Here is a 23,043-nt window from a genome sequence, read left to right as displayed (position 1 = left end):
TCTTGTGCCGGTCGCTCAGCGTGCGCCGAGCTTCACGCCTTCGATTGCAGATTCGACATTGGACGCATCGACGATTGCGGGGCCGGTGAGAACCGGCTGGGTCGCGAGTTCAGTGCCAAACTTGAGATTGGCGAAGAGCGTCGAGGTGGCAAGGAACCCCTGCAGGTAGGGCTGCTGGTCGATTGCCATGGTCTGAGAGCCATTGGAAATGCGCTCCAGCACCGAGGCGGACATGTCGAAGGTGCCCAGCATAACGCTATCGCTCTTGCCGAGTTGCTCGATGGCCGAAGCCGAGGCGTCGGCGGCCCAGGCGGCCAGGTTGATCACCGCATCAATGGAATCGTCGGCGATCAGTTCGGCCTTGATGGCTTCCGAGGTGCCGACCATATCGCCGTCGAGGTTCGCCGGGACACGAACGATGTAGACTTCGGCACCCGCTTCCGTCGCACCGTCGTTCACGCCCTCGCAGCGGGTTTCGAGGTTGATCGCGCCAGGGAGCTGGATGTGGCACAGAATTTTCTTGGCGCCTTGCTCGGCAAGGTATTTTCCGCCTGCGACACCGGCGAGGTACTCGTCCGAGCCGAAGTAGTTCAGAGCTCCGTACTTGTCCATTTCGCTCTGGCCAGCGTTGTAGGAGGTGATGACGACGCCCGCCTCTGCCGCTGCGATCAGCGCCGGTGTTTCGGACTCCGGCAGCCAGTTCGGGATGGCGATACCATCTACGCCCTGTGCCACAGCCTGTTCGATCAAAGTTACGAGGTCGGGACCGAAATTGTCGTAGTTCTGCGTCAGCAGGTAGTTGACGGTACCGCCATTGGCCTCGACAACCAGCGTCGCATCATCAACGCCCTTCTTGATCAGATTCCAGAAGCCGTCCTGGGCCGACCCGCCGATCACGGCGATGTCCTGCGCCATCGCGCCGGATGCCATGACCGTCGCAACGGCGGTTGCGGCGAGCGTTTTGGTGATAGTCATGTCGGTGTCCTCCCTTGGATAAGACCGCGGCACCGCGGCCCGACATTTGCAACTGCGGCCGAGCGGCCGGTTTCGCGCATCAAAGTGCAAAGAGACGCCGCGCATCGGCGCAGCGCCGAACCGCGAAGCATGGGGCGAGCCGATCGCATTCGCGAGGCATCGCCATCGCAGCGCGCCCCTCGCATCCATCTGTCGCGCGGGTTCATGACCCGTTCCACGCTGTCCATCGGATCTCCTCCCAGTTTGCCGACGCCCGATTCTTGAGTGAGCGCTATCGGCTCATTTGTCATGCACTATTGACACGGTTCGCATCAACAGCAATCATCATCGTGTCGAAAGATCATATCAAAATATGCCAGCCGCCAACATTCCTGAAACGAAATGACATGAAACGCCCGACCATCCCCGATCTCGCCGAGGCCGCAGGGGTCTCTGTGTCCACGGTCAACCGAGTCTTGAACCAGGCGGACTCGGTTCGGGAACCAACGCGGGAACGTGTTTTGCGAGCGGCGGAGGAAATCGGGTTCTACGGCCTTGGAACAATCGAACACGCCGTTAGGTCGACACAGGCCACGCATCGCCTTGGCGTTCTGTTGCAACGTAGCGCGCGCGTATTCTACCGCATTCTCGGCGAGGCCATCGCCGAAGCGGCAGAGGCTTATCCCGGAGCCAGCATCGACCTGACTTTGGAGTTCCTCGAAGACCTGTCCCCGGAGAAGGTTGCCGCCCATATCGTGTCATTGGGGGAGCGTAACGAGGCCATTGCCATCGTCGCACCTCAGCATCCGCTCGTGGCGGACGCCATCGACACGGTTCTGGATCGCGGCGTTTCAGTTGTGTCGCTCATTGGCCCGCTCTCCGCGCATGGCAACATCAGTTTTGTCGGCCTCGACAACTGGAAAGTCGGGCGGACCGCCGCATGGGCGTTTGACAAGATGGTCCGCGACCCCGGGAAGATCGGCATTCTGGTGGGCAGTCACAGGCTCCGAAACCAGGAGATGAACGAAAGCGGGTTCAGGTCTTACTTCCGTGAGCACAACGCGGATTTCACGCTGCTCGAACCACTTGCCACCTATGAATCCGCGGCGGTCGCCCGCGAGCATGTCGAGAAGCTGCTGACGGACCACCCGGACCTGTGTGGCCTGTATATCTCGGGCGGCGGCATCACGGGCGCTCTTGCCGCCCTGCGTGCTATGCCCAAGAGGGCCGATTTCGTCACCGTCGGCTATGAACTGTTCGACGACACCCGTTCTGCGCTGATCGATGGCACCTTGTCCCTGGTCATCTCGCATCCGCTCAAGACCTTTGCGCGCGAGACCGTCGCGACGCTGATGAAGTCGAAGGAAGCGGGTCGCGATGGTGGCGCCCGCCGGGTCACGTTCGATTTCGACATCCACACGCCGGAAAGCGTCTGACGCATAGCGACACCGCGGGTGGCCCGGTCTCAGAGCCGGACCGTGTGCCCCGCCTCCGCACTTTGGCGCGCGGCATCGAGAACGGCCAGCGTTCGCGCACCGGTTTCCGCCGTGACGGGCGGAGGTGTGCCATCGCGGACGGCGCGCGCAAAGGCCTCGTAGTAATCGTGGTAGCGGCCCTGTTCGGAGGGGACGGTCTCGGTGCCGGCGGAGGTGAAGAGTGTCCCCCAGTTCGTATCCGGTTCGTATCCCCAACTGGTGAGATCATCCGCCGGGCGCTTCCCGGCAAATATGTCCTGTGCCTGCACATCCGTGGTCTGGGACAGATAGCACCCCTCATCGCCATACGCGCGCAACTCCCGCGCGTCGATATGATTGAGCTTGGAGGCCGATAGGTGGCTGTGAGCGCCGCCTTCGTGCCGAAGGGTCAGTGTGAAACAGGCATCCGTCGGCCCCTCCGGCAGTTCCACCATGTCCATCGTCGCCGTTACGGCGCAAACCGGCCCAAGCAGATAGATCATTTGGTCCACCACATGAGAGCCGAGGTCACGCAGCAAACCGCCAGTCGGACCGGCTTCGAGCGTTTGCGGGCTGTCCTGGTCCATGCGGGAGTGAATGCGCCAGACCTTGCCGATGCGCCCATCGGAGATGACCTTTCGGAGGGTCTGCAGATCGGCGTCGAAACGCCGGTTCTGGTAGACCCCGAGGGTCACGCCCTTCGCCTTTGCCGCCCTGTCCAACTCCATACCGCCCTCGAAATCCGGCGCGAATGGCTTGTCCGCGATGACATGGCGCCCAGCCGCGATTGCTTCCAGCACGAGAGCCTTGCGGGTTTGCGGTGGCGTCGTGACCGTTACGGCATCGCAGACGCCCGCCTCGATCATCGCTGTGAGGCTGGGAAAGATCGGCACATCCGGCCAGTCCGCCCGCGCCGTGGCAACGGTCTGCTCTGCCCGCGCCACGATCCCAGCGAGGGCACAACCATTCGCCGCAGCGATGAAGGGCGTGTGGAAATGCTGACCACCCGTGCCATACCCGACAACGCCGATCCTCAGCATCGCTTAGCCTTTCACATTCTTCAGAAAAGCTTCAAACTCCGCGTCGCGGATCGGGACAGTGTGTTCGGCTTCCGGATAGCCGCCGGAGTCCACATCAGCCTTAAACTCCCGGAACGCAGCGATACGCTCGTTCTGCAGCCGCTCCAGCTCCGGCGCAAGGTTGCGGTAGACCTTGCCATGGCGCGGTTTGTGGTTCTTGCCATACCCGCAGACATCCTCGGTGAACAAGTATTGCGCGTCAGCGTATTTACCTGCGCCCATGCCCAGCATCACGAGGGAGGAATTCTCGGTCAGGAATTTCGCCACCCGATCCGGCACGACCTCCAGCTCCGCCCCGAATACGCCGATCTCTTCCAGCTTCTGGGTATGCCGCCACAGCGCCGCGGCTTCGTCTGCGGTTTTGCCGACGGCGCGCCAGCCGGTCCAGGTAATATAACTCGGAATAAGCCCGATATGGCCCACCACCGGGATATGATTGTCACAGAGCACTTTCTGGATGTCATAGGAGGCGGCGCAGTAATACGCATCGCCGCCGATCCCGGCATAGTGGAAGGCGGCGCGCAGGTAATCCTCGGCGGTGGCAATCGGGCGTCCCTCGAACCTCCCCCAACCGCCATAGGGCAGGCCTACCTGCACGAAGCAGTCACCGGCTGCCTCCCGCATCTCCGCATCGAAGTACCGGCCCTCGATCGACAGCATGTGGATACCGGCAGCAGAGGCCGCGGCGGCCTCCTCCGGAGTGGTAACGAAGAGCATGGAGATTTTCTCCCCGCGCTTCTTCATCGCGCGGATGTCTTCGACATGAGGACGGTTGTGATACATCAGTTCTTCCTTTCCGGTCAGGCTGCCCGGAGGAGCCGTTTGAGGTTCAGGGATGGGTCGGCCAGCACGCTGGGATCAACGCGGGCGCCCCGCTCAATCAGTTTTTCAAGGATGCGGATGTCCTTTGAGACGGAGTTACCCGGTCCGATACCAGCCGCGGCAACGAGCACGTTCTCCGCATCGCATTGAAATACGATGCGTTTGTCCTGGCCAGCATCCCGCTGTTGCACCGGGCTGTCGGCATCGAATAACCCCGCAACCTGAAGGGACTGATCGTATTGGTCAGACCAGAACCATGGTACGTGCCTGTATCCACCGTCGTTTGTGCGTCCGAGCATGGCAGCGGCCACAAACGCGCCCTGATCCTGCGCTGCTTTCCAACTCTCGAGGCGAACGCGTGTGCCGCGCCAGACGAAGCTGCAGCAGTCTCCTGCGGCAAAGATCCGTTGGTCAGACGTTCTGAACCATTCATCGACGCGGATCCCGTTTTCGACCGCCAGTCCCGCGTCCGCTGCGAGTTCCGTGTTCGGAACGGACCCGACACCAGCGATCACGGCATCGAAGGTGAGGGTTTCGCCATCGGCAAGCGTGATCGTCCTGTTCGTCGCGCTGGAAACGCCGGTTCCCGTGCGGATTTCAACGCCCGCCGTGCGGTGCCTGGCCTCGACGATGGAGGCAATCTCCGTGGGAACTCCGCGGGCAAGGAGGCGCGGCGCAGCTTCGACCACGGTCACTTTCGCGCCCGTCGCGCGGGCGGTCGCAGCGAGCTCCAACCCGATGAACCCGCCACCGACAATGCCGATCCGCGTGTTGGGCGCCAGGCGCGCCATGATGGCCTCGGCATCGCTGTCCGTGCGCAAGGTCAGACAGCCTCGCAGGGATGGAAAGAGCCTTGCTCGAGCGCCTGTCGCCAGAAGAAGCATGTGATAGGGCAGGTCTACGCCATTGCCCAGAAACACACGGCGCGCCTCGGGGTCGATCCGCGCAACATCCGTGCCCAACACCAGGTCTATTCCAGCTGTGTCATAGGCATCCGCCGGGCGGATCGGCTTTTCCGTGCCGTCCATGGCTTTCGAGAGCGGCGGCCGTTCGTATGGCAGCGCGGACTCGGCGCCGATCAGGGTGATTGCCCCGTCATGCCCGTATTCTCGCAGGCTGAATGCCGCTCGCACACCACACTCGCCTGCACCGATGATCACGATCTCTGTCATGGCGTGCACCCGGAACGCTTGTGGAGCAGCGCTCGGTAGGCACGTGCGCGGTTCTGACTTGGGACACATGAACGGCGCATGTCAGATCTCCACAAAAACACGGCCGCCCTCGATTCTGGTCGGATAGCGCTGCAGGCTCTCACAGGCCGGCGGCGTTTCGACGTCGCCATTGGTGACATCGAAGATCGACGAGTGCTTTGGGCATTCGATTGTCGCCTCAACGACCAGCCCATCCGCCAGGTGCACGTCTTCGTGGGTGCAGAGCCCGTCGGTGCAGTAGTAGTTTTCCTCGTGGTCGCGCACGATGATAAAGGTTCGCGACCCGTGGTCGAAACGGATCACATCCTCTTCCTCGATGTCATCGGTGGCGCAGGCGTCGATCCATTCTGCCATTTGTCTTTCCTCCTCGTTCAGGCGGATGCCCGCGCTCGCGAGCGTTCGAAGTTCATTGTGCGGGTTCTTGTGGGGCCGTCCGGAGCGAGAACGCACTGGACGCTCCAGGTTTCCATGCGTGTGGATGAACGTGCGCTGGTGTGCCTCGCTGTCTCGTTCCGGACGTGCCCGACGCTCTGTCGCTCGCCCTATTCCGCTGGCGTCGAGGCTGCCTGCTTGGCTTTCAGGCGTTCCTTCTTCTTGCGGAAGCGCTCCTTCATCCGCGCGTCCGCCTCCTTGGAACCATCGTGCCACGTGCCGAACAGTTTATCGAGCGGCACAAGACCGTCGCCGCCATAGTTCACCTCGAAGTACTTGTGGTGGAGGTAGTGCACATAGGCGTGGCTATCGAGCGTGGTGTTCTCGGTCAGTTCGAACTTCTCGAAACCCAAATGTCCGTTGACCGCACCAAAGCCAACCGAATGCAGTGTGAAATAGGCGCAGACCGGGTTCGAGGGGATGAGCAGGTGCAGCCATGCCTCGGCCATATAGGGAAAGCCTTCCCCGGGATGCATGCTGAGCGAGGACCACGGGCTCGGGTTGATCGAGTTGTGGTGCACCGAATGGATATGCTTGTAGAGCGGCGGCCAGTGGATGGCCCGATGCAGGAAGAAGAAATAAACTTCATGCACGGCAGGCGCCATCAGGATAACGAAGCTGAGCCAGAGCCAATGGGTGGTCCACGGTAGCCAGGTGGCCCAGGTATTGGCATAGGCCCAGAGCATCACGATCTCGACCACCGTCCAGAGCGGGATGGTGATCAGGAAAGATCGAAGGAAGTTGTCGAGGTTCTGGCTCTTGAACCAGAACACGTCAGAGGGGTGATCGGCCGGAAATTTTCCGTTGTACTTGAACCGGTTCTCTTGCTTGCGTTTGACATAGTAGACCAGCTCGAAGCCGCCGAGAAATACGAACATAGCGACCGCGTTCAGGGCGTAGAGGTAGGCATAATTCGCCAGCGAAAGCGTGGCGAGGCTCTCCCAGCTTGGGATCAGGACAAGCACCCAGAGAAGCGCTGTCGCGAGATGGAACGCGTTCCAGGGCCAGAGGAATTCCGGGATCCATGCGAGCACCTTGGCGAGGTTAAACGGACGATGCCAGATCGGTGCCGGTTCGGCCGGCTTCAACGGCGTCCAGTTGCCGCGCTTGTCGCGCGTCCCGTATTCAAGATCGTCCATTGTTCGCTCCTCCCAGGTGCCGGTCAGGTACCGGTAACTGGCACAGCTTGTCGCACCCTGAGCGGAAACTGATCAACATCAGCTCGCAGTACAGAACTTTTTTGTATCATTTTGACATTAATCTATGCCAAAATGATCTACAATGCACCAGCAAGACATGGGTGAGCCGATGAAACGAATGACCATCGCCGATCTGGCAAGAGCGGCCGACGTCTCAGTCTCAACGGTCAACCGCGTTCTGAATCAACCCGATTCGGTTCGAAAACACACGCGCGAGCATGTTTTGGCCACCGCGGAAGAGATTGGTTTCTATGGCCTTGGAACAATCGAGAGCTCGGTGCGCAAGGGACGTGAGACGCACAGGCTTGGCGTTCTGCTTCAGCAGAGCGGACGCCCATTCTATCGAAACCTCGGGAACGCATTGCGACAGGAAGCACGCGACGTCTCGGAGAGCCCAGTCGACCTGACACTTGAGTATCTTGACGATCTTTCGCCGGACACCGTTGCGGCGCGCCTCATTGAACTCGGAAAGACATGCGACAGCGTTGCGCTCGTCGCTGCCCAGCACCCGAAGGTCGCCGATGCCATCGACACGGTGGCTGGCAATGGCGTACCCGTTGTCGCTCTCATTGCCCCGCTTTCGGCGCGGGTCAACGTCAGCTTCGTGGGCCTCGACAGCTGGATGGTAGGTCGGACCGCGGCCTGGGCCTTCGACAACATGGTTCGGACGCCGGGAAAGATCGGCATTCTTGTCGGCAACCATCGATACCGAAACCAGGAAATGAACGAGAGCGGGTTCCGCTCCTATTTCCGCGAGCACAACACCGGCTTTACCGCTCTTGAACCGCTCGCAACGTACGAATCCGCCGCGGTCGCCCGGGAAATGGTCGAGGGCTTGTTTCGCGATCACCCTGACTTGTGCGGACTTTTCATTTCGGGGGGCGGCATCACCGGGGCCCTCGCAGCCCTTAGAGAGGCCAAAAAACGCACCGACTTCGTGACCGTGGGATACGAACTCTTCAACGAAACCCGCGAAGCCCTGATCGACGGAACGTTGAAGCTAGTTATTTCGCATCCCCTGGAGCGTTTCGCTCGGGAGACGATAAAGACAATGATCCGGGTCAAGAAGGGTGGCTCTGATACCGGCGCACAGCGCGTCGCACTGGGCTTTGAAATCTATACATCCGAGAACCTGTGAAGCCATCTTGCGACGCGTGTAGCGGAGACTACCGGCATGCCCCAAAATACTTGCAACCGATTGCAAATGTCACAGGCGGTTCTCATACTGGAGCGACGCTATGGCTGCCGTACGATGTCCGTCGAGCACTGGCGTTCGGAGAGCCAGGGAATGCCGATTACCTTGAAAGATGTCGCCGAACTTGCGGGGGTATCGCGCTCCGCGGTCTCGCGCACGTTCACCGCCGGAGCGTCCGTTTCCGCCAAAACGCGAAAGAAAGTCGAAACGGCCGCCGCCAAACTGGGCTATAGCCCCAACGCGCTGGCAAGCAGCCTAACGACCGGCCGGACAAAGCTCATCGGGCTGGTGTCCAACAACTTCCGTAACCCCGTCTTTCTCGAAATCTTCGACCAGTTTACCCGGGGCCTGCAGGAACGCGGACTGCGCCCGTTGCTGGTGAACCTCTCCGAAGAAGTGGAGCCGGACAACTCGGTGCGTATGTTGCGGCAATACTCGGTGGACGGGGTAATCGTGGCCTCCTCCACGCTACCGCCCAGTTTCGCCGTGGCGTTCCGCGATGCCGGGATCCCGGTCGTGCACAGTTTCGGTCGGCATGCCAGTTCGCCCCAGGTGCATGTGGTCGGGATCGACAATGTCGAATGCGGTCGCACAGCCGCGCGAACTCTGGCGGAACGCGGCTATTCACGCGTGGCCTTTCTCGGTGGACCGGAAAGCGCGACGTCCACGCAGGACCGAATGGAGGGATTTCGGGAGGAAATGGCGCGCCATCCGTCGATCCGGACCAGCTACAGCTATGCCGCGGCCTATTCGTTCGAGGCGGGACGATCCGAGATGCTGCGCCTTCTGAGCAATACTCCAGCCGAGGCCTATTTCTGTGGCGACGATGTGCTGTCCATCGGGGCGTTGAGCGCAGTGCGTGATACTGGACTGTGCGTGCCCGAGGATATCGGCATCCTGGGGCTGAACGACATGGAGATGGCGGGCTGGCAGAACATCGACCTGACGACGATCCGCCAGCCCATTCAGCAGATCATCCGCGCCTCCATCGAACAGGTGGTCGCGATGCTGGACGAGCCAGACCGTGGCCCAGAGGCCCGCATTTTCCCGTGTACGCTGGTCGAACGCGCCACACTTCGCCCGCGCCCTTGACTGCTACCGGAACATAGGAGGCCGCGCGTCCACCCAGGCGCCACGATTACTGGCCGACTCCACGGCTGCGTGCACGGCGGCCATGGAACGCACACCATCGGCCGCGCCCGGCAGCCCGTCCCGCGACTGGCCGCGGATCGCATCGGCGAGGTCGCAATAGATGTTGGCTACTGCCAGTGGAAAGCCTTCGGGATGGGCGATTGCCACCCGAGACAGACGTTGCGCGTCGTCGTGCAGCCCGCTCTCGCCTTTCTCGATGATCTGCGTTCGTCCGCCCACGGGGGTGTAGATCAACTGGTTGGGGTGTTCGGAAGCCCAGCGCAGCCCGCCAGTTTCGCCGAAGACCTGAATATCGAAACCATGCTGTCGCCCGATCGCCACTGACGAGGTCCAGAGCCGGCCAACCGTTCCGCGGGCCATCCGGAAGTTGACCATCGCGTCGTCTTCCAGCGCGCGCCCGGCGATGGTCGATGCGAAATCGGCGGAAAGCGTTTCGACCTCGTCGTTGCAGATGAAACTCGCCATGTGCAGTGCGTGGATGCCGCAATCCGCGAATTGCCCCGAAACACCGGCCATCGCGGGGTCATAGCGCCAGCGTACCCTCGGATTTTCCGCATCGGCGGCGTCGCCGTGGTGTCCGTGGCTGAAATTGGTTACCACCAGTCGCACCTTGCCGATCTCTCCCGCGCGTACCATTGCGCGGGCCTGTCGCACCATCGGATATGCGGAATAGCAGTAGTTGACCGCGCAGAGTTTCCCGGAGGCCTCTGCAGTTCGAACGATCTGCTCGCCCTCTTCGACGGTCATGGTCATCGGCTTCTCGCACAGGACATTGAAGCCGGCCTCGAGGAAGGCTCGAGTGATTTCGAAATGGGTCGAGTTCGGCGTGGCAACGGTCACAAGGTCTATGCGGTCAGGCCGGTTGCGTTCGCCTTCCAGCATTTCTTTCCAGTCGCCATAGGCGCGGTCGGTGGCAACGCCAAGCCGCTGCGCATATTCCCGGCCCTCATCGGGGCGATGATCCAGCGCGCCAGCCGAAAACTCAAACAAGCCGTCCGCCAGTGCGCCCAATCGGTGCGCGGGACCAATCTGACTGCCCTCTCCGCCGCCAATCATTCCCCATTTCAACTTGGTCATTGGCCTGGTTCCTCACTTGAAGCCGATGGACTCGAGATATTCACGGTTGGAGCGGGAATCCGCCAAGGGACTGCCCGCAAGCGTTGGATCGCAATCCTGCTCCACCGTGCACCACCCCTCGAAACCCGCGTTTAGAAGGACTTGCCGCACGGCCGGGAAGTCGACGTCGCCGAGGCCGAGCTTGCAGAATATCCCCTGCCCGCAGGCGTCGTAGAAGCCTTGCCGGCTGGCAATCGCCGCCGCCTTCACCTCCGGGTCGATATCCTTGAAATGCATGTAGGAAATGCGGCCGATGTGGCGCTTCATGAACGCCACCGGATCAAACCCCGCATAGGAATGATGCCCGGTGTCGAAGCAAATCTTGAGGATGCTCTCATCCACCTCGTCGAGCAGGCGCTCCAGTTCCGGCTCGAAGTCCATGAAGCCCGCCGCATGGGCATGGATGCCAACCGTGAGGCCATATTCCTCCGTACCGATCCGCGCGGCCTCCGCCAGCCGGTCGCGGAAGGCGGCCCATTCGGTTGGGCCCATCTGCTCCGCTTCATCGACACGACCTGCGGTCGGGGCGCGGCGCTCGGCAATCGAGTCGATCAGCACAAGATGCATCGCGCCATGGGCTCTCAGCGCCCTGCAGGTTCGGTGTGTCCCGTCGAGGACATCGTCCCACTTGTCCGGATTGTGAAAAGCGCGGAACACGACGCCGCCGATCAGGGTGAGGTCATGCTCGGCCAGCGCATCCCCCAGAACAACCGGATCTTCGGGCATGAACCCCACCGGGCCCAGCTCAATGCCCTTGTAGCCTGCCTCGGCGCATTCCTTTAGCACCGTTTGCCAGGACGGGTTGCGCCGGTCATCGGCGAATTCGACGCCCCAGGAACAGGGCGCATTGCCTATGCGAATGGTCATGTTCCGAACCTTTCAGGGAGAAACCGGCAGAACGTCCTGCCATGTCTTTGTACGACTGGACTCCAAAGCCGCAGACACGATCCGCTGCACCTCAAGCCCATCGCGAAATGTCGGCCAGACCGGCTGCCCGGTTTCGATGGCCGCGAGGAAATCCTTGGCCTCAATGATGATCTGGTCCTGATAGCCCGTGCCATGCCCCGGGCCCTGGCAGAATGGCAGGAAGTCCGGATGCTCGGGTCCTGCCAGGATCTTTCGGAATCCCCGCGCCGCGTCCGGTCCTTCGGCGCTGTAGAGCCAGAGAGCGTTCTGGTCCTCCTGATCGAAGCGAATAGCGCCGCGCGTTCCATGCACCTCGTAGGCGTAGCCCATCTTGCGCCCTGTCGCGACCCGGCTGAAATGCATCTGCCCCATGGCCCCATTGGCGAAGCGACACATCAACTGAGCCTGATCGTCATTGGTGACAGCGCCGCCAGGCCGCTCGGCGTGGACTGTCTCGACTTCCGCAATCAAGGACTTTACCGGACCAACGAGCGCAAGGGCGGCATTGATCATGTGCGGGGCAAGATCCCCTATCGTGCCATTGGCCACGCCGGATGTCCTCCAGGAGGCCGGCGCTTCGGGATCGGCATAAAAATCCTCGGTGTGCTCGCCACGAAACCACGTCACCGTGCCGATCGCGCTATCCGCGATGAGCTTTCGTGCGTATTGGCTGGCAGGCGTCCGGATGTAATTGTAGCCAACCATATTGGCGACGGCGCTGCCATCGGCGGCCGCCGCCATGGCTTCTGCATCTTCCAGCGACGCTCCCATGGGTTTTTCGCAGAGCACTGGCTTGCCGAGGGCAAAGGCCGCTTCGGCAATGTCACGATGCAGGGCTTGCGGTGTGGCGATCACGATCGCTTCCACCGCCGGGTCATCGACGAGGCGTCGCCAGTCGCCCGTTCCGCGCCGGAACCCGAAGGCACGCCGATACGCCTCGGCCGCCTCCTCAGAGCGCGCGCTGATCATCTCCAACCGGGGCCTAAGGGTGGTGTCGAAAACCGCACCGACGGCGGACATGGCCACGGAGTGCGCCTTGCCCATGTAACCGCCACCGACCACGCCGATACCGATTTCCCGCATGGTGAACCCTCCCCAGATTCGATTTGCAACCGGTTGCAAAATTGGTATCCTCGGAATCGGCATCACGCAAGCGGCAATCACCCGGGGAACGTCACCGGGTTGGCACGGAGGAACCGACCGGGATGAGCGCGCTGATCGACGGCATTCGCAAGAACCGCTTCGTGGTCTTTGGCCGTGCCGGAATGGACATGTTCGCCGACCCGCCCGGTACCAAGGCCGAATTCGCACAGAACTTCCGGTCGGATCTCGGCGGCTCCTCGGCCAACATCTGCGCAGGGCTGTGCAAACTCGGCGCCCATTCTGCCTTGGTGACGTCGATCTCCAACGATTGCGTGGGGCGTTTCTGCACCAACCGCCTCCGGCACTACGGTGTCGATACAAGGTATCTGAGGGTGCTGGACGGTGAGCATCGCATTTCGCTGGCGGTCTACGAGAGCACCATGGAGGACTTCCAACTCTGTATCTATCGAAACAACGCCGTGGATTTTCAGGTGACTGAAGAGGATGTCGACCGGGTGGACTATGGTGCCTATGGCGCGCTCATCACCGCCGGCACGGTGTTTGCGGCCGAACCCTCCCGCAGTTCGACCTTCCGGGCCTTTGACAACGCGCGCGCGGCCCGCGTACCGGTTATTTTTGACATCGACTATCGGCCCTATTCCTGGCCCGCTCCGGACGTCGCGGCCGAGGTTCTGTCCCGCGCCGGTGCGCAGAGCGATCTCATCGTTGGAAATGACGAGGAGTTCGGCTTCATGGCTGGTGGGATCGACAAGGGCCTCGAAAAAGCGCGCGAACTGGCCGCGAAGCCCGGCCGCATCGTGATTTACAAGATGGGACAGGAAGGCGCTGTCACGCTTTGCGACGGGAAGGAGATCCGCACCGGGATTTACCCGGTCACGGCCGTCAAGCCCAATGGCGCAGGAGATAGCTTCATTGCCGGCCTGCTTGCCGGGATCGCCGAAGGGCGGGACCTGCGGGACGCGGTACTGAGGGGCTCCGCCTGCGCTTCGATCGTCGTCTCCCAACCCGGCTGTGCCCCCGCCATGCCCACCTCGGAGCAACTTGAGGACTTCCTTGCCACACATCCGGGGCCGACATCGGCCTGACGGGTTCGCACGAAGGAAACACCATGCACATCCCCCCTTACGACAACGCCAACGCCCCGATCGTCGATGCCGGCGATCCGCGTGTGCCGCTCAATTATTTCAACATCGTCAAGCTGCGGTCGGGAGAGGCATTCGAATACCAGGTACCGGGCTACGAGACCTGCATCGTTCCGGCGACCGGTTCTGTAGATATCGACGTGGATGGCGTGGTGTTTTCCGCGATTGGCCAGCGTGGAGTCGACGTCTGGGACGGTGAACCGGAAGGCGTGTATGTGCCCTCTGGGTCAAAGGCGCGCATGGCCTGCCGGTCTGACAAGGCAGAGGTGTTCGTCGCCGGAGCGAAGTACGATGGCGTTCTAGAGCCCTTCGCGGTACGCACTGATGGCATCGACGTCGTACAATATGGCTCCGACGACACGAAGACGCATCGCAAGATCAAGCATATCCTCGGCCAGCAACAGCACGGCAAGGTTGGAAGGCTTTTGGTGTCCGAACTTTACACGGTTGGTCAGGGGGGCTGGTCAGGCTTCCCGTCGCACAAACACGACACAGATCGCCTACCGGACGAGACCCGCCACGACGAGACCTACAATTTCCGTTTTCGGCCCAACCACGGCTCGGGTATGCAAATGCTTCAGCGCGTCGACAACGAGCCGGGCGACGCCTATCACATCGTCGATGGCTCCACGGTGCTGATCGACAACGGATACCACCCGTGCTGCGCCTTGCCAGGCTACGAGATGTACTATTTCACCATTCTCGGCGGCCTCAGCCAGCGTTCATTGGTCCAGTATTTCCAGCCCACCCACGCCTACCAGGTCGAGACCATTCCTGGCATCAAGGACATGGTGGCGAAGTTCAAATGACGCTGGCCACGCTCGCCGAGGTCTTGCAGCCCGCGCTGAAAAATGGATACGCCGTGGGGGGTCTGGTCACGCTCGGCTGGGAAGACATGCGCGCCTACGTGGCCGCGGCAGAGGCCGAGAATGTGCCTGTGATCCTGCAGGCGGGACCGAGTTGCCGCGAGCACACGCCACTGCCGATCCTGGGCAAGATGTTTCGACATCTTGCCGAGAACGCCTCCGTGCCAGTCGTAGCGCATCTCGACCATGGCTACACATTGGAGGAATGCCAGATCGCCCTCGACAGCGGCTTCACCTCACTGATGTTCGACGGCTCCCGCAAACCGCTCCTGCAGAACATCGAGGAGACCGCCGCGGTTGTCGAACTTGCCCACGGCGCAGGGATCTCCTGCGAGGGCGAGATCGGTTTCGTCGGATACTCGGGAGGCGCTCAATCCGCCGGAACCGACCCCGAGGAAGCGGCCCGGTTTGCGCGCGAAACGGCGGTAGACGCGATGGCAATCTCGGTTGGGAATGTCCATCTGAAACAGAACCGGGACGGCGAATTGGACGAGGCACGGATCCGGGCAATCGAGGCCGTCACGCACGTGCCCCTTGTCATCCACGGCGGCTCGGGTGTGCCAAAGGCACAGCGCGAGGCCCTGGCCCGAAACTCGGCTATTTGCAAGTTCAACATCGGCACCGAACTCAGGATGGTGTTCGGAGAGGCCCTGCGGTCGGCGGTCAACCGGGATCCGGACAGGTTCGACCGGGTGCAGATCCTGAAAGACACCCATCAGCCAATAACCGACGCAGCACGGGAAGTGCTTCGGGAGATAAGCAAATGCCCGACCTGAACGCCGAGTGAGGCGCAACGCACCGACAATCCCATGGAGGCGTCACCTCGCGTTGGACAAGCGCAGTGAGCGATACGGGCAGTCGTGACGGCGCAACCTCATATCTGGAGCTTTTCCGGGCATGATCACGTGTTCGGCGCACCGAGTTCGCAGTGCGGTCATTCCGCAGGTGTTCTAGATTTCACGCGATCGAGACAACCGTGCTTTCGCCGCGTCCCCGACCCTGGGTGTAGCGCATCCTGCTCCGGCAGACTTCGATCGTATCGCAATCGTTCGGCAGACCTTCTTTCTTCAGCCACGCCTGCCAGCAAAGGCGACGGTCGCCCGGCACCAGAAACCTGGCGCGGTGCTTGCTGCTCTCGCAAAGCTCTGGCCTCACCTGATCGGCATGGGAGCTGTCTTGAGTTCCCACTCCCGGCACCGGAGACCGCGCACCTCGGCCGCGAGGCCCGGCTGATCCCGTCATCCTCCGTGAAGCAAGCGTTGAGGGCGGCTCCGACGTGTTTTACGCCGAATACACGGTCCCCCGTGGGGATGATCTGACCGTTGTCCGAATGAGGAGCGCGTTCGGTCGCGGAGGAGCATCGCGCACTTTGCCCGCGCCACGCTTTCGTCCATGTGGAATGCGTCGATCTGGCCAAACAGGTGCCACCCGGGGCGATCTGGAGACTGCTGGACGCAACACGAAAGGCAAAATTGACGACCGCGGTACCGAAGATCACTTTGAGCGGCTAGGTTTCGACCGGCCGCCACTGCGGATGCGCGACTATTGAGCCGTCATCGACCATGACCGGGTGGTGCTGCCGGATAGCGACGTTCCAAGACTGAGCTGTTTCTTCCTGCCCTTGAAAGACCACGAGGAAACGCCGGTTGGAGGGTCTCCCACCTGCTCATTCACCCCTGGCATATTGAGTAGGCGCATTTATCGACACGCTGTCGAACCTCCCCGCCTCACATGGCCCCATGCGACTTCACATGCCACACATGTCGCAGATGAACGGGCTACGTCCACTTGGCTCAGCCCGTGGAATTCAAGCGTCAGCTTTCTCCCAGACGACCTTCGGGTCGAGCGCACGTTTGATACAGGCGGACAGAGGCTCCGTTGGGGCGGGGCTGCTGCGATGGCCGTCCAGCTTGGCCAACTTGCGACCGAGATTTACAGCATTTCGCGTGGCGCCAAGATCGGCGACCCCCTGGCCCGCAATATCATAGGCTGTACCATGAGCCGGTGTCACGATTGGGAACGGGTAGTTGGCGATCAGCGTTACACCGCGGTCGAAGCCGATGAGTTTCATCGCGATCTGGCCTTGGTCGTGATACATCGTCATGACCGCGTCGAACTCACCTCTCACGGCACGAACGAAGACAGTGTCCGAAGGCACGGGACCGGAGACCGCCATCTGACGAGCGCGCGCGCGCTCGACTGCGGGCAGTATGATGTCGTCGTCCTCGGTACCGAAGTTGCGTCCGTCGCCGGCATGCGGGTTTAGCGCCGCGACACCAATTCGCGGACGCTCGATTCCGGCGCCACGCATTACCTTGTCGGTGAGAAGCAGGCTGTCGAAAACCCGCTCTTCCGTGATCTTTCCGGCAACTTCGCTCAGTGGGATATGCGAGGTCACCCGCGCATTCCACACCTCGTCGAGCACATTGAATTCACGCCCGCTTTCAGCTGGGTGGATTGTTGCATCAACGAAGCCGATCTCGTCGATATAGTCGGGTTGCGCAAGCCGCATCGCGTGCTTGTTGAAGGGCGTGAAAAAAACGGCCTCCGCGTAACCCGCACTTGCTGCCAGGAGGGCGGCGCGAAAATTCTGTACCGATGCCAGACCACCGGCAGGACTCGACTCACCCTGCGGAACAACGTCGGGGTCACAATTCTGAAGGTCGATCAGAAAGCTACCCTCGGGCAATCCCCCATCGACCTCACCCGGCGCGAGCACTGGCAGATCGATCTCCACACCGGCATCGGCCGCACCTCGTGCCAGCACCCGGCTGTCGCCCATTATCATGAGATCGCCGAGATTGGACTTGTCATCAACGATTACCTTTGCGGCCAGTTCCGGGCCGATCCCGCCTGCATCCCCGATCGCCATTGCCACTTTGGTGTTCTTCATGGTGCTAACTTCCGTTCTTCCGCTTCTGTTCGCGATGCAATGGACGATGCTTCATCGTTTAAGAAATGCATGATTGACACCGGATAAGGTGCGACGCCGTTCGTTCGGCATCAACGCACAATGCCGCGCCGCCTTGTAGCAGGTCGCGGGCAGCCTCGCTTGTCGAATTGCCTCGGATTCCTCCACCACGCGCCTCCCCGGTCGCCTGATTCCGACCATTGCTTAGCTCATCCGAACGACTGGATCAATATTCTGTATACAAAATTCAAAACACAGTATTGACTCGAATCTGAGCTGGGGACTACAAATTCCGGCAACAAGGGAGGCAACGGTGGACGTAACTGCGTCGTCATCGAAAAATGGAGAGTCCGCACGGGACAGGATTTCGCGCCAGTCTTTGCACGGAGAGATCCTGACACGATTGCGCACCATGATCGTCGAGGGCGATCTGGATCCGGGTATGCGGATCAACGAAGTCCAGATCTGCGAGCAATTTGGTGTTTCACGAACACCGCTTCGCGAGGCGCTCCGATCGCTCGCCAGCGAAGGACTGGTGGAACTGGTGCCCAGCCGAGGTGCCGTCGTCAGGGAATTCACGGCAAAGGAAGTGCGCGACACGATCGTCCTGATCCGAACCCTGGAGCAATTCGCCACCGTCAACGCCTGTGACCTGGCATCCGATGCGGATATCGGGGAGATCCGAGCACTGCACGACGCGATGGAAAAGGCCTACGAGGCGGGCGACAGGCGGCACTACTACGGCCTCAACCAGGACATACACACACGTCTGGTGGCGCTGGCCGACAATGCAGCCCTGTCCCAGGTCCACGCGACTTTGCAGGCGCGCATGAAGCGGTTCCGCTACGCAGGCCATGCAGGACCCGAGAACTGGGCGCGAGCGATGGCCGAGCACGAAGAAATGATCGAAGCGCTGGAGGCGCGCGATCCTGACCGGCTCAGTTCGGTAATTGGCCAACACCTCACCGCGGCTTGGGAGCGCGTGGCCGACCTGTTTGCCGAGACGGAGGACGGAGCAAAGGAAACGCACTGACCGCGGGTCGCCCAAATCGGCTGGCCCGACGCGGAGTGTAGGAGGAACTCGGAAAACTCGAGCCAATGACCGAGCGAACTGCGGCGGGCGCGTTTTTCCAGTTAATCGCGCAGGCGGGAGCGTCTGCATTCATTCAAGAGGGAGGAAATCTCATGAACCAGTTCACAAGAAGCCTGTCTACGGGGGTTCTCGTATGTGCGGTGTCACTGGGCGCAATGCCTGCGGCCGCCGACACCTTTATCGTTGCGGTCGGCGCGGCGGCAAACAGCCTTCAAGGCAAGAGCGCCAAGAAGTTCTCAGACGACCTGCAGGCGAAACTCGGCGACGCCCACACGATCGAATTTTACGCCGACGGCCAGCTTGGCGACGAAAAGGAACTGATGCAGAAGCTCCGCCTCGGGACGGTGCATTTCACCCTGATTTCGTCGATCATGACCAATGTCGCGCCCGAGTTCGCGATCTTCGAGATGCCATTCCTCGTACAGAGCAGAGATCACCTGAAGGCCATCGACACGGAGATTGTCCAGCCCGTTCTGGCACCGAAGGCCGCGGAACAGGGACTGAAGCTGATCTCGACTTGGGAAAACGGCTTCCGCCAGATCACAAATAACGTTCGCCCGATCAATACACCGGAAGATCTCGACGGCCTGAAGATCCGTACCCCGTCCTCCGAGTGGCGCGTTGCGATGTTCAAGGAATGGGGCGCGAACCCGACGCCGATGTCGTTCTCCGAAGTCTTCGTTGCGCTGCAGACGGGCACAATGGACGGACAGGAAAACCCGCTGACGAATATCGTCGGCGCAAACTTCCAGGAAGTGCAGAAGTACCTCAGCCTCACGGGGCACGTGTATTCGCCGACGTATCTCAATACCGGACTCAAAACCTGGGATGAACTGCCGGACGATGTGAAGTCCGCCGTCGAGGAAGTCGCAGCCAGCGTGCAGGATTGGGCGCTCGCAGAGGGCGAGAAGGCCGACGGCGAACTGGTGGACAAGATGCGTGAAGCCAGCGTCGAAGTGAACGAGGCGGACAAAGCGGCGTTCGTTGCAGCCTCCGCTCCCATCTACGAGGCTTTCTCGGCCGAGGTGCCTGGTGCCGACGAATTGCTGAGCCAAGCGCAAGCACTCGCGAAGTAACAGAACGCCAACCAGCCGGCCGGGCAGACCCCGGCCGGCTGGTTTCCGGACAGGAAAAATGACCGCATTCATCGAAAACACGCTTCGGCGCATGGTGGAAACCATATCGCTTGCTCTGCTGGTGGTTCTGGCACTCTCCGTTCTCTACTCCACGGCAATGCGCTACCTTGGGGCCTCTCCGTCCTGGTACGACGAGATCGCCAGTGTGCTGCTCGCGTGGCTCACCTATTTCGGCGCCACCTATGCGATGCTCATGCGTCAACACATGGGATTCGCGGGTCTCGTTACCGCGCTTCCAGGCAATCTGGCGATTGTCATCGCCCTGTTCGGCGAACTTCTTGTCATTGCGTACTTCGCAATCACTGGCTGGTACGGCTATCAGGTGCTTGAGGTCGCCGCCTACGACGCACTGCTCAGCCTGCCGTGGATGTCGCTCGACATCATCCAGTCAATTATCCCGATCACGGCGGTTCTGATGATCATCAGCACTTTGCTGACCATGCCGAAAGCGATCCGCGATGCCGCCCAAGGCGTCGATCCCGAACATGCCGAGATCGACCAAGCGATCGCAGAGGCCGAGGCTGAGGCGAAATCCTACTCTTTCAAGGACGACAGGTCATGACACTGCTTCTCACGACAATAGTGTTGATCAGCCTGATCATGATCAATGTCCCGATCGCAGTCGCCATCGGTATCGTGGCGCTCGGCGGCTTTGCACTGACCACGGGCACAGCGCAATTCTACGATATGGCTATCGCGCTTTACACCGGCGCAACATCGTTTCCGCTGATTGCGATCCCGCTCTTCATTCTGGCCGGCAACTTGATGAACACGTCCGGTATCTCGGTCAAGCTCATCAACTTCATTACCGCCCTGATAGGCTTCGTCCGCGGCGGGCTCGGCATGGTCAACATCGGCGTTTCGATGGTCTTCGCAGAAATCTCGGGCTCTGCCGTGGCCGACGTCGCGGCGACCGGCACGGTTCTAATTCCGGAGATGAAGCGCCGGGGTTATTCCCGCACCCTCGCCGCGGCGATTACCTCGTCCTCAGCTTCGTTGGCAATCATCATTCCGCCTTCGATCGCCATGATCCTCTACGGCGCGATATCCGAGACATCCGTGCTCACGCTCTTCGTCGCCGGTATCATCCCAGGTTTCCTGGGCGGTGGCCTGCTGATGGTCGTGACCTACATTCTCGCCGTTCGCTACGATCTTCCGCGTGCCGAGGGTTTCGACCTCTGCCATGTCGCGAAAACATTCCGCGAGGCGTTTTGGGCCCTGACCCTGCCGGTAATAATCCTCGGCGGCATCCTGACAGGTATCGTAACGGCCACCGAGGCCGCCGGTCTCGCCGTCTTTGCGGCTTTCTTCATTGGCGTGTTCATCTATGGCAATCTCGACCTCGCACACCTTCGCCGCGCCATGCTCGAAGGGATCAGCCAGACCGGCGTCGTTATGCTGCTTGTCGCAACGTCGGCAGCGCTCGGCCTTTTCCTGACGCAGGCGCAGGTGCCGCAAACGCTGGCCGCCGAGATCACGGAATACACGACCAACCCGTTGATTGTGCTTGCTCTTCTGAATCTCCTTCTCCTGGTGCTCGGTATGTTTCTACACGGCGCGGCAGCCATCATTCTGGTCGTTCCGGTCGTGATGCCGCTCGTGAATGCCGTGGGCATTGACCCGGTCCACTTTGGCATCATGCTCACGCTTAATCTTGCGATCGGTCAGCAGACCCCCCCCGTTGCCTCCGTGCTGATCACCTCCTGTTCGATCGCCAAGTCGGGGATCTGGGAAACCTCGCGAACCAACCTCCCCTTTATCGGCGTGCTCGCCTTCATCCTCCTGCTGGTGACCTATGTTCCGCAAGTGTCCCTGACACTGCCGGCACTGTTGGACTGAACGCCGACATGGGCAATGGAGCTACATGCGCAGCAAGGGGGCGACGGGACGCTGCAGCCACCCGTTCGGGTGGGGTTGGACACGCGGTGGGTAAGGGGGGCTGGCATCGCCAGCAAGGGATGCCTACACATCCGGCGGAACGCGTCCCCGTCGCAGGCGGCCATCACTGGGCTCATGCCTCCCTGCCGGTAACGTTCCAGAGCGCATCGACTTTGGCTCGCGCACAGGCTGGCCGGAACCAAAATGACTGGCAAGTTGCGCGGCCATCGCAAACCCCGGCCCATCTGCGGTTCTTCGACATGCCACGGACCGGATTGCAGCCCGGGACCGTCCAAGATGGAGCATGATATGTCCAGCCACTCCGAAAGGTCGCTCTATACCCGCGCCAATTGGCCGATCGCGGCGGCGATGATCAATTTCCCCGGCATCCTTCCGGACGGAAGTTCGGTTCAGGACCAGCAAGCCGAGGAATGGGCCACAACGCTGGAAGAGGTGGCCGACGCGGGTTTCACCGAGGTCGACCCGACCGATTCCTGGCTGCGGGTCGCAGATCTCAGTCCGGACCGCCTGGACGAATTCCTGGGCGTCGTCGAGGATAAGGGCTTGACGATTCCGGGCATCTCGACGTCGCGCAAGAACCTCGTCGACCCGGAGAAAGGCGCCGACAACCTCGCCTATGCGCACAGGGTGATCGACACCGCAGCACGGATCGGTGCGCAGTCGGTGTGCTTCGGACTTTTCGGTCCATTGACTCCGGCACAGCAGAAAGCGCTCTGGTTCTGGACGGTGGCTGGCGAAAAGAACCCGGATGACCCGGAAGTCTGGAACCTCGCGGTCGCGCGCATCCGTGAACTCGGGGACCACGCCGCAGATGCCGGGTTGGAAGTCGCACTTGAGATGTACGAGGACACATACATCGGCACGGCCGATGGTGCCGTGCGCATGGTCGAGGAAGTCGATCGTCCGAATGTCGGAATCTGCGCCGACCTCGGAAATCTGGTACGGCTTCATCGACCCGTCGAGCATTGGTGGAGCATGGTGGAGAAAATCGCCCCCTATGCGCGCTACTGGCACGTGAAGAACTACACCCGCACCGAAGACGGGACTACCGGTTCGATCGTCACCGCGCCCGCACCGCTTGAGTTCGGCGTCATCAACTATCGCAACGCAATCAAGAAAGTGCTGGAGCACGGTTTCAACAGCCCGTTCCTGTGCGAGCACTACGGCGGCGACGGCCTAAGCATCAGCGCCACGAACCGTACCTACCTGCAGCGCATCCTGCCGCGCGAGCGCGTGGGTTCACGTGTGCATCACGGCTAGCTTTGCCCATCGGCGCTACAGCATTGGCGATGGGGTCCGAGCGCATACGACAGCAACGCCACAGACGAAATGATACAGCGGAGATCCGATATGGTTGATACGGAGCATCGAA

21 protein-coding genes are annotated in these 23,043 nt (G+C 61.2%); 11 read left to right on the top strand and 10 right to left on the bottom strand.

The window, feature by feature from the left end; all coding sequences use genetic code 11:
- Positions 1–15: 15 nt before the first annotated feature.
- A complete protein-coding gene (locus ARC39_RS00105; protein ID WP_068109973.1) occupies positions 16–975 on the bottom strand; it encodes a substrate-binding domain-containing protein in 960 nt (319 codons plus the stop codon).
- Between the two features lie 386 nt (positions 976–1,361).
- Here ARC39_RS00105 and ARC39_RS00100 point away from each other — a divergent pair, with 386 nt between their 5' ends.
- Complete coding sequence (locus ARC39_RS00100) at positions 1,362–2,390, top strand: LacI family DNA-binding transcriptional regulator (protein ID WP_068108218.1); 1,029 nt, start codon at positions 1,362–1,364, stop codon at positions 2,388–2,390.
- A gap of 29 nt (positions 2,391–2,419) precedes the next feature.
- Here ARC39_RS00100 and ARC39_RS00095 read toward each other — a convergent pair whose 3' ends face one another.
- From ARC39_RS00095 to ARC39_RS00075, 5 genes are all read right to left on the bottom strand, one after another.
- A complete protein-coding gene (locus tag ARC39_RS00095; RefSeq protein WP_201455694.1) occupies positions 2,420–3,448 on the bottom strand; it encodes a Gfo/Idh/MocA family protein in 1,029 nt (342 codons plus the stop codon).
- A gap of 3 nt (positions 3,449–3,451) precedes the next feature.
- The gene (locus tag ARC39_RS00090; protein WP_068108215.1) at positions 3,452–4,270 is read right to left on the bottom strand and encodes a 3-methyl-2-oxobutanoate hydroxymethyltransferase; all 819 of its coding nucleotides are present in this window, start codon (positions 4,268–4,270) and stop codon (positions 3,452–3,454) included.
- 17 nt (positions 4,271–4,287) lie between these two features.
- Positions 4,288–5,481, bottom strand: a complete 1,194-nt coding sequence (locus tag ARC39_RS00085; protein WP_068108212.1) for an NAD(P)/FAD-dependent oxidoreductase — start codon at positions 5,479–5,481, stop codon at positions 4,288–4,290.
- Between the two features lie 81 nt (positions 5,482–5,562).
- On the bottom strand, positions 5,563–5,874 hold the full coding sequence (locus ARC39_RS00080; protein ID WP_068108209.1) for a MocE family 2Fe-2S type ferredoxin: 312 nt from the start codon (positions 5,872–5,874) through the stop codon (positions 5,563–5,565).
- A gap of 188 nt (positions 5,875–6,062) precedes the next feature.
- Positions 6,063–7,091 carry a sterol desaturase family protein gene (locus tag ARC39_RS00075; protein WP_068108206.1) on the bottom strand — a complete coding sequence of 343 codons (1,029 nt, stop codon included), beginning with the start codon at positions 7,089–7,091 and terminating at the stop codon, positions 6,063–6,065.
- A gap of 169 nt (positions 7,092–7,260) precedes the next feature.
- On the opposite strand from ARC39_RS00075, the gene ARC39_RS00070 reads away from it, so the two are divergent.
- Together ARC39_RS00070 and ARC39_RS00065 are read left to right on the top strand one after the other, a co-directional pair.
- Entirely contained in the window at positions 7,261–8,289 is a 1,029-nt protein-coding gene (locus ARC39_RS00070) for a LacI family DNA-binding transcriptional regulator (RefSeq protein WP_068109968.1), read from the top strand.
- Between the two features lie 150 nt (positions 8,290–8,439).
- The gene (locus tag ARC39_RS00065) at positions 8,440–9,438 is read left to right on the top strand and encodes a LacI family DNA-binding transcriptional regulator (RefSeq protein WP_068108204.1); all 999 of its coding nucleotides are present in this window, start codon (positions 8,440–8,442) and stop codon (positions 9,436–9,438) included.
- A gap of 3 nt (positions 9,439–9,441) precedes the next feature.
- Here the strand turns inward: ARC39_RS00065 and ARC39_RS00060 are convergent, their stop codons facing one another.
- The 3 genes from ARC39_RS00060 to ARC39_RS00050 are packed head-to-tail and all read right to left on the bottom strand — an operon-like array spanning position 9,442 to position 12,603.
- Positions 9,442–10,575: a Gfo/Idh/MocA family protein gene (locus tag ARC39_RS00060; RefSeq protein WP_068108195.1), complete on the bottom strand. Its 1,134-nt coding sequence runs from the start codon at positions 10,573–10,575 to the stop codon at positions 9,442–9,444.
- 12 nt (positions 10,576–10,587) lie between these two features.
- On the bottom strand, positions 10,588–11,481 hold the full coding sequence (locus ARC39_RS00055; RefSeq protein ID WP_068108194.1) for a TIM barrel protein: 894 nt from the start codon (positions 11,479–11,481) through the stop codon (positions 10,588–10,590).
- Between the two features lie 12 nt (positions 11,482–11,493).
- Complete coding sequence (locus ARC39_RS00050) at positions 11,494–12,603, bottom strand: Gfo/Idh/MocA family protein (protein WP_068108193.1); 1,110 nt, start codon at positions 12,601–12,603, stop codon at positions 11,494–11,496.
- Positions 12,604–12,725: 122 nt separating this feature from the next.
- Between ARC39_RS00050 and iolC the strand changes: the two genes are divergently transcribed.
- Genes iolC through ARC39_RS00035 form a run of 3 tightly spaced genes read left to right on the top strand, consistent with a single transcriptional unit; the run spans position 12,726 to position 15,408 of the window.
- Positions 12,726–13,709 carry a 5-dehydro-2-deoxygluconokinase gene (gene iolC, locus ARC39_RS00045; protein WP_068108192.1) on the top strand — a complete coding sequence of 328 codons (984 nt, stop codon included), beginning with the start codon at positions 12,726–12,728 and terminating at the stop codon, positions 13,707–13,709.
- Between the two features lie 23 nt (positions 13,710–13,732).
- Positions 13,733–14,575 (top strand): 5-deoxy-glucuronate isomerase, encoded by an 843-nt coding sequence (locus tag ARC39_RS00040; protein ID WP_068108190.1) that lies wholly within the window; start codon positions 13,733–13,735, stop codon positions 14,573–14,575.
- Positions 14,572–15,408, top strand: coding sequence for a class II fructose-bisphosphate aldolase (locus ARC39_RS00035; RefSeq protein WP_068108188.1), 837 nt, complete (start codon positions 14,572–14,574; stop codon positions 15,406–15,408). The genes ARC39_RS00040 and ARC39_RS00035 overlap by 4 nt, the downstream gene beginning before the upstream one ends.
- Positions 15,409–16,439: 1,031 nt before the next feature.
- Here the strand turns inward: ARC39_RS00035 and ARC39_RS00030 are convergent.
- Entirely contained in the window at positions 16,440–17,525 is a 1,086-nt protein-coding gene (locus ARC39_RS00030) for a 4-hydroxythreonine-4-phosphate dehydrogenase PdxA (protein WP_078058995.1), read from the bottom strand.
- Between the two features lie 331 nt (positions 17,526–17,856).
- Between ARC39_RS00030 and ARC39_RS00025 the strand changes: the two genes are divergently transcribed.
- The 5 genes from ARC39_RS00025 to ARC39_RS00005 all read left to right on the top strand — a co-directional run bounded on the left by ARC39_RS00025 (position 17,857) and on the right by ARC39_RS00005 (position 22,931).
- Positions 17,857–18,576: a GntR family transcriptional regulator gene (locus tag ARC39_RS00025; RefSeq protein WP_068108186.1), complete on the top strand. Its 720-nt coding sequence runs from the start codon at positions 17,857–17,859 to the stop codon at positions 18,574–18,576.
- Positions 18,577–18,728: 152 nt separating this feature from the next.
- Positions 18,729–19,712, top strand: coding sequence for a TRAP transporter substrate-binding protein (locus tag ARC39_RS00020; RefSeq protein WP_068109965.1), 984 nt, complete (start codon positions 18,729–18,731; stop codon positions 19,710–19,712).
- Positions 19,713–19,770: 58 nt separating this feature from the next.
- Positions 19,771–20,334: a TRAP transporter small permease gene (locus ARC39_RS00015; protein ID WP_068108183.1), complete on the top strand. Its 564-nt coding sequence runs from the start codon at positions 19,771–19,773 to the stop codon at positions 20,332–20,334.
- Positions 20,331–21,611, top strand: coding sequence for a TRAP transporter large permease (locus ARC39_RS00010; protein ID WP_068108181.1), 1,281 nt, complete (start codon positions 20,331–20,333; stop codon positions 21,609–21,611). The genes ARC39_RS00015 and ARC39_RS00010 overlap by 4 nt, the downstream gene beginning before the upstream one ends.
- A 348-nt stretch (positions 21,612–21,959) precedes the next feature.
- Complete coding sequence (locus tag ARC39_RS00005) at positions 21,960–22,931, top strand: sugar phosphate isomerase/epimerase family protein (protein ID WP_068108179.1); 972 nt, start codon at positions 21,960–21,962, stop codon at positions 22,929–22,931.
- The last annotated feature ends 112 nt before the right edge of the window (positions 22,932–23,043 follow it).

This window comes from Tropicimonas marinistellae, from assembly GCF_001509585.1.
GTDB classification, from domain to species: domain Bacteria; phylum Pseudomonadota; class Alphaproteobacteria; order Rhodobacterales; family Rhodobacteraceae; genus Tropicimonas; species Tropicimonas marinistellae.
Note: the sequence above shows the minus strand (reverse complement) of the source record. Positions and strands in the feature narration are given on the sequence as shown.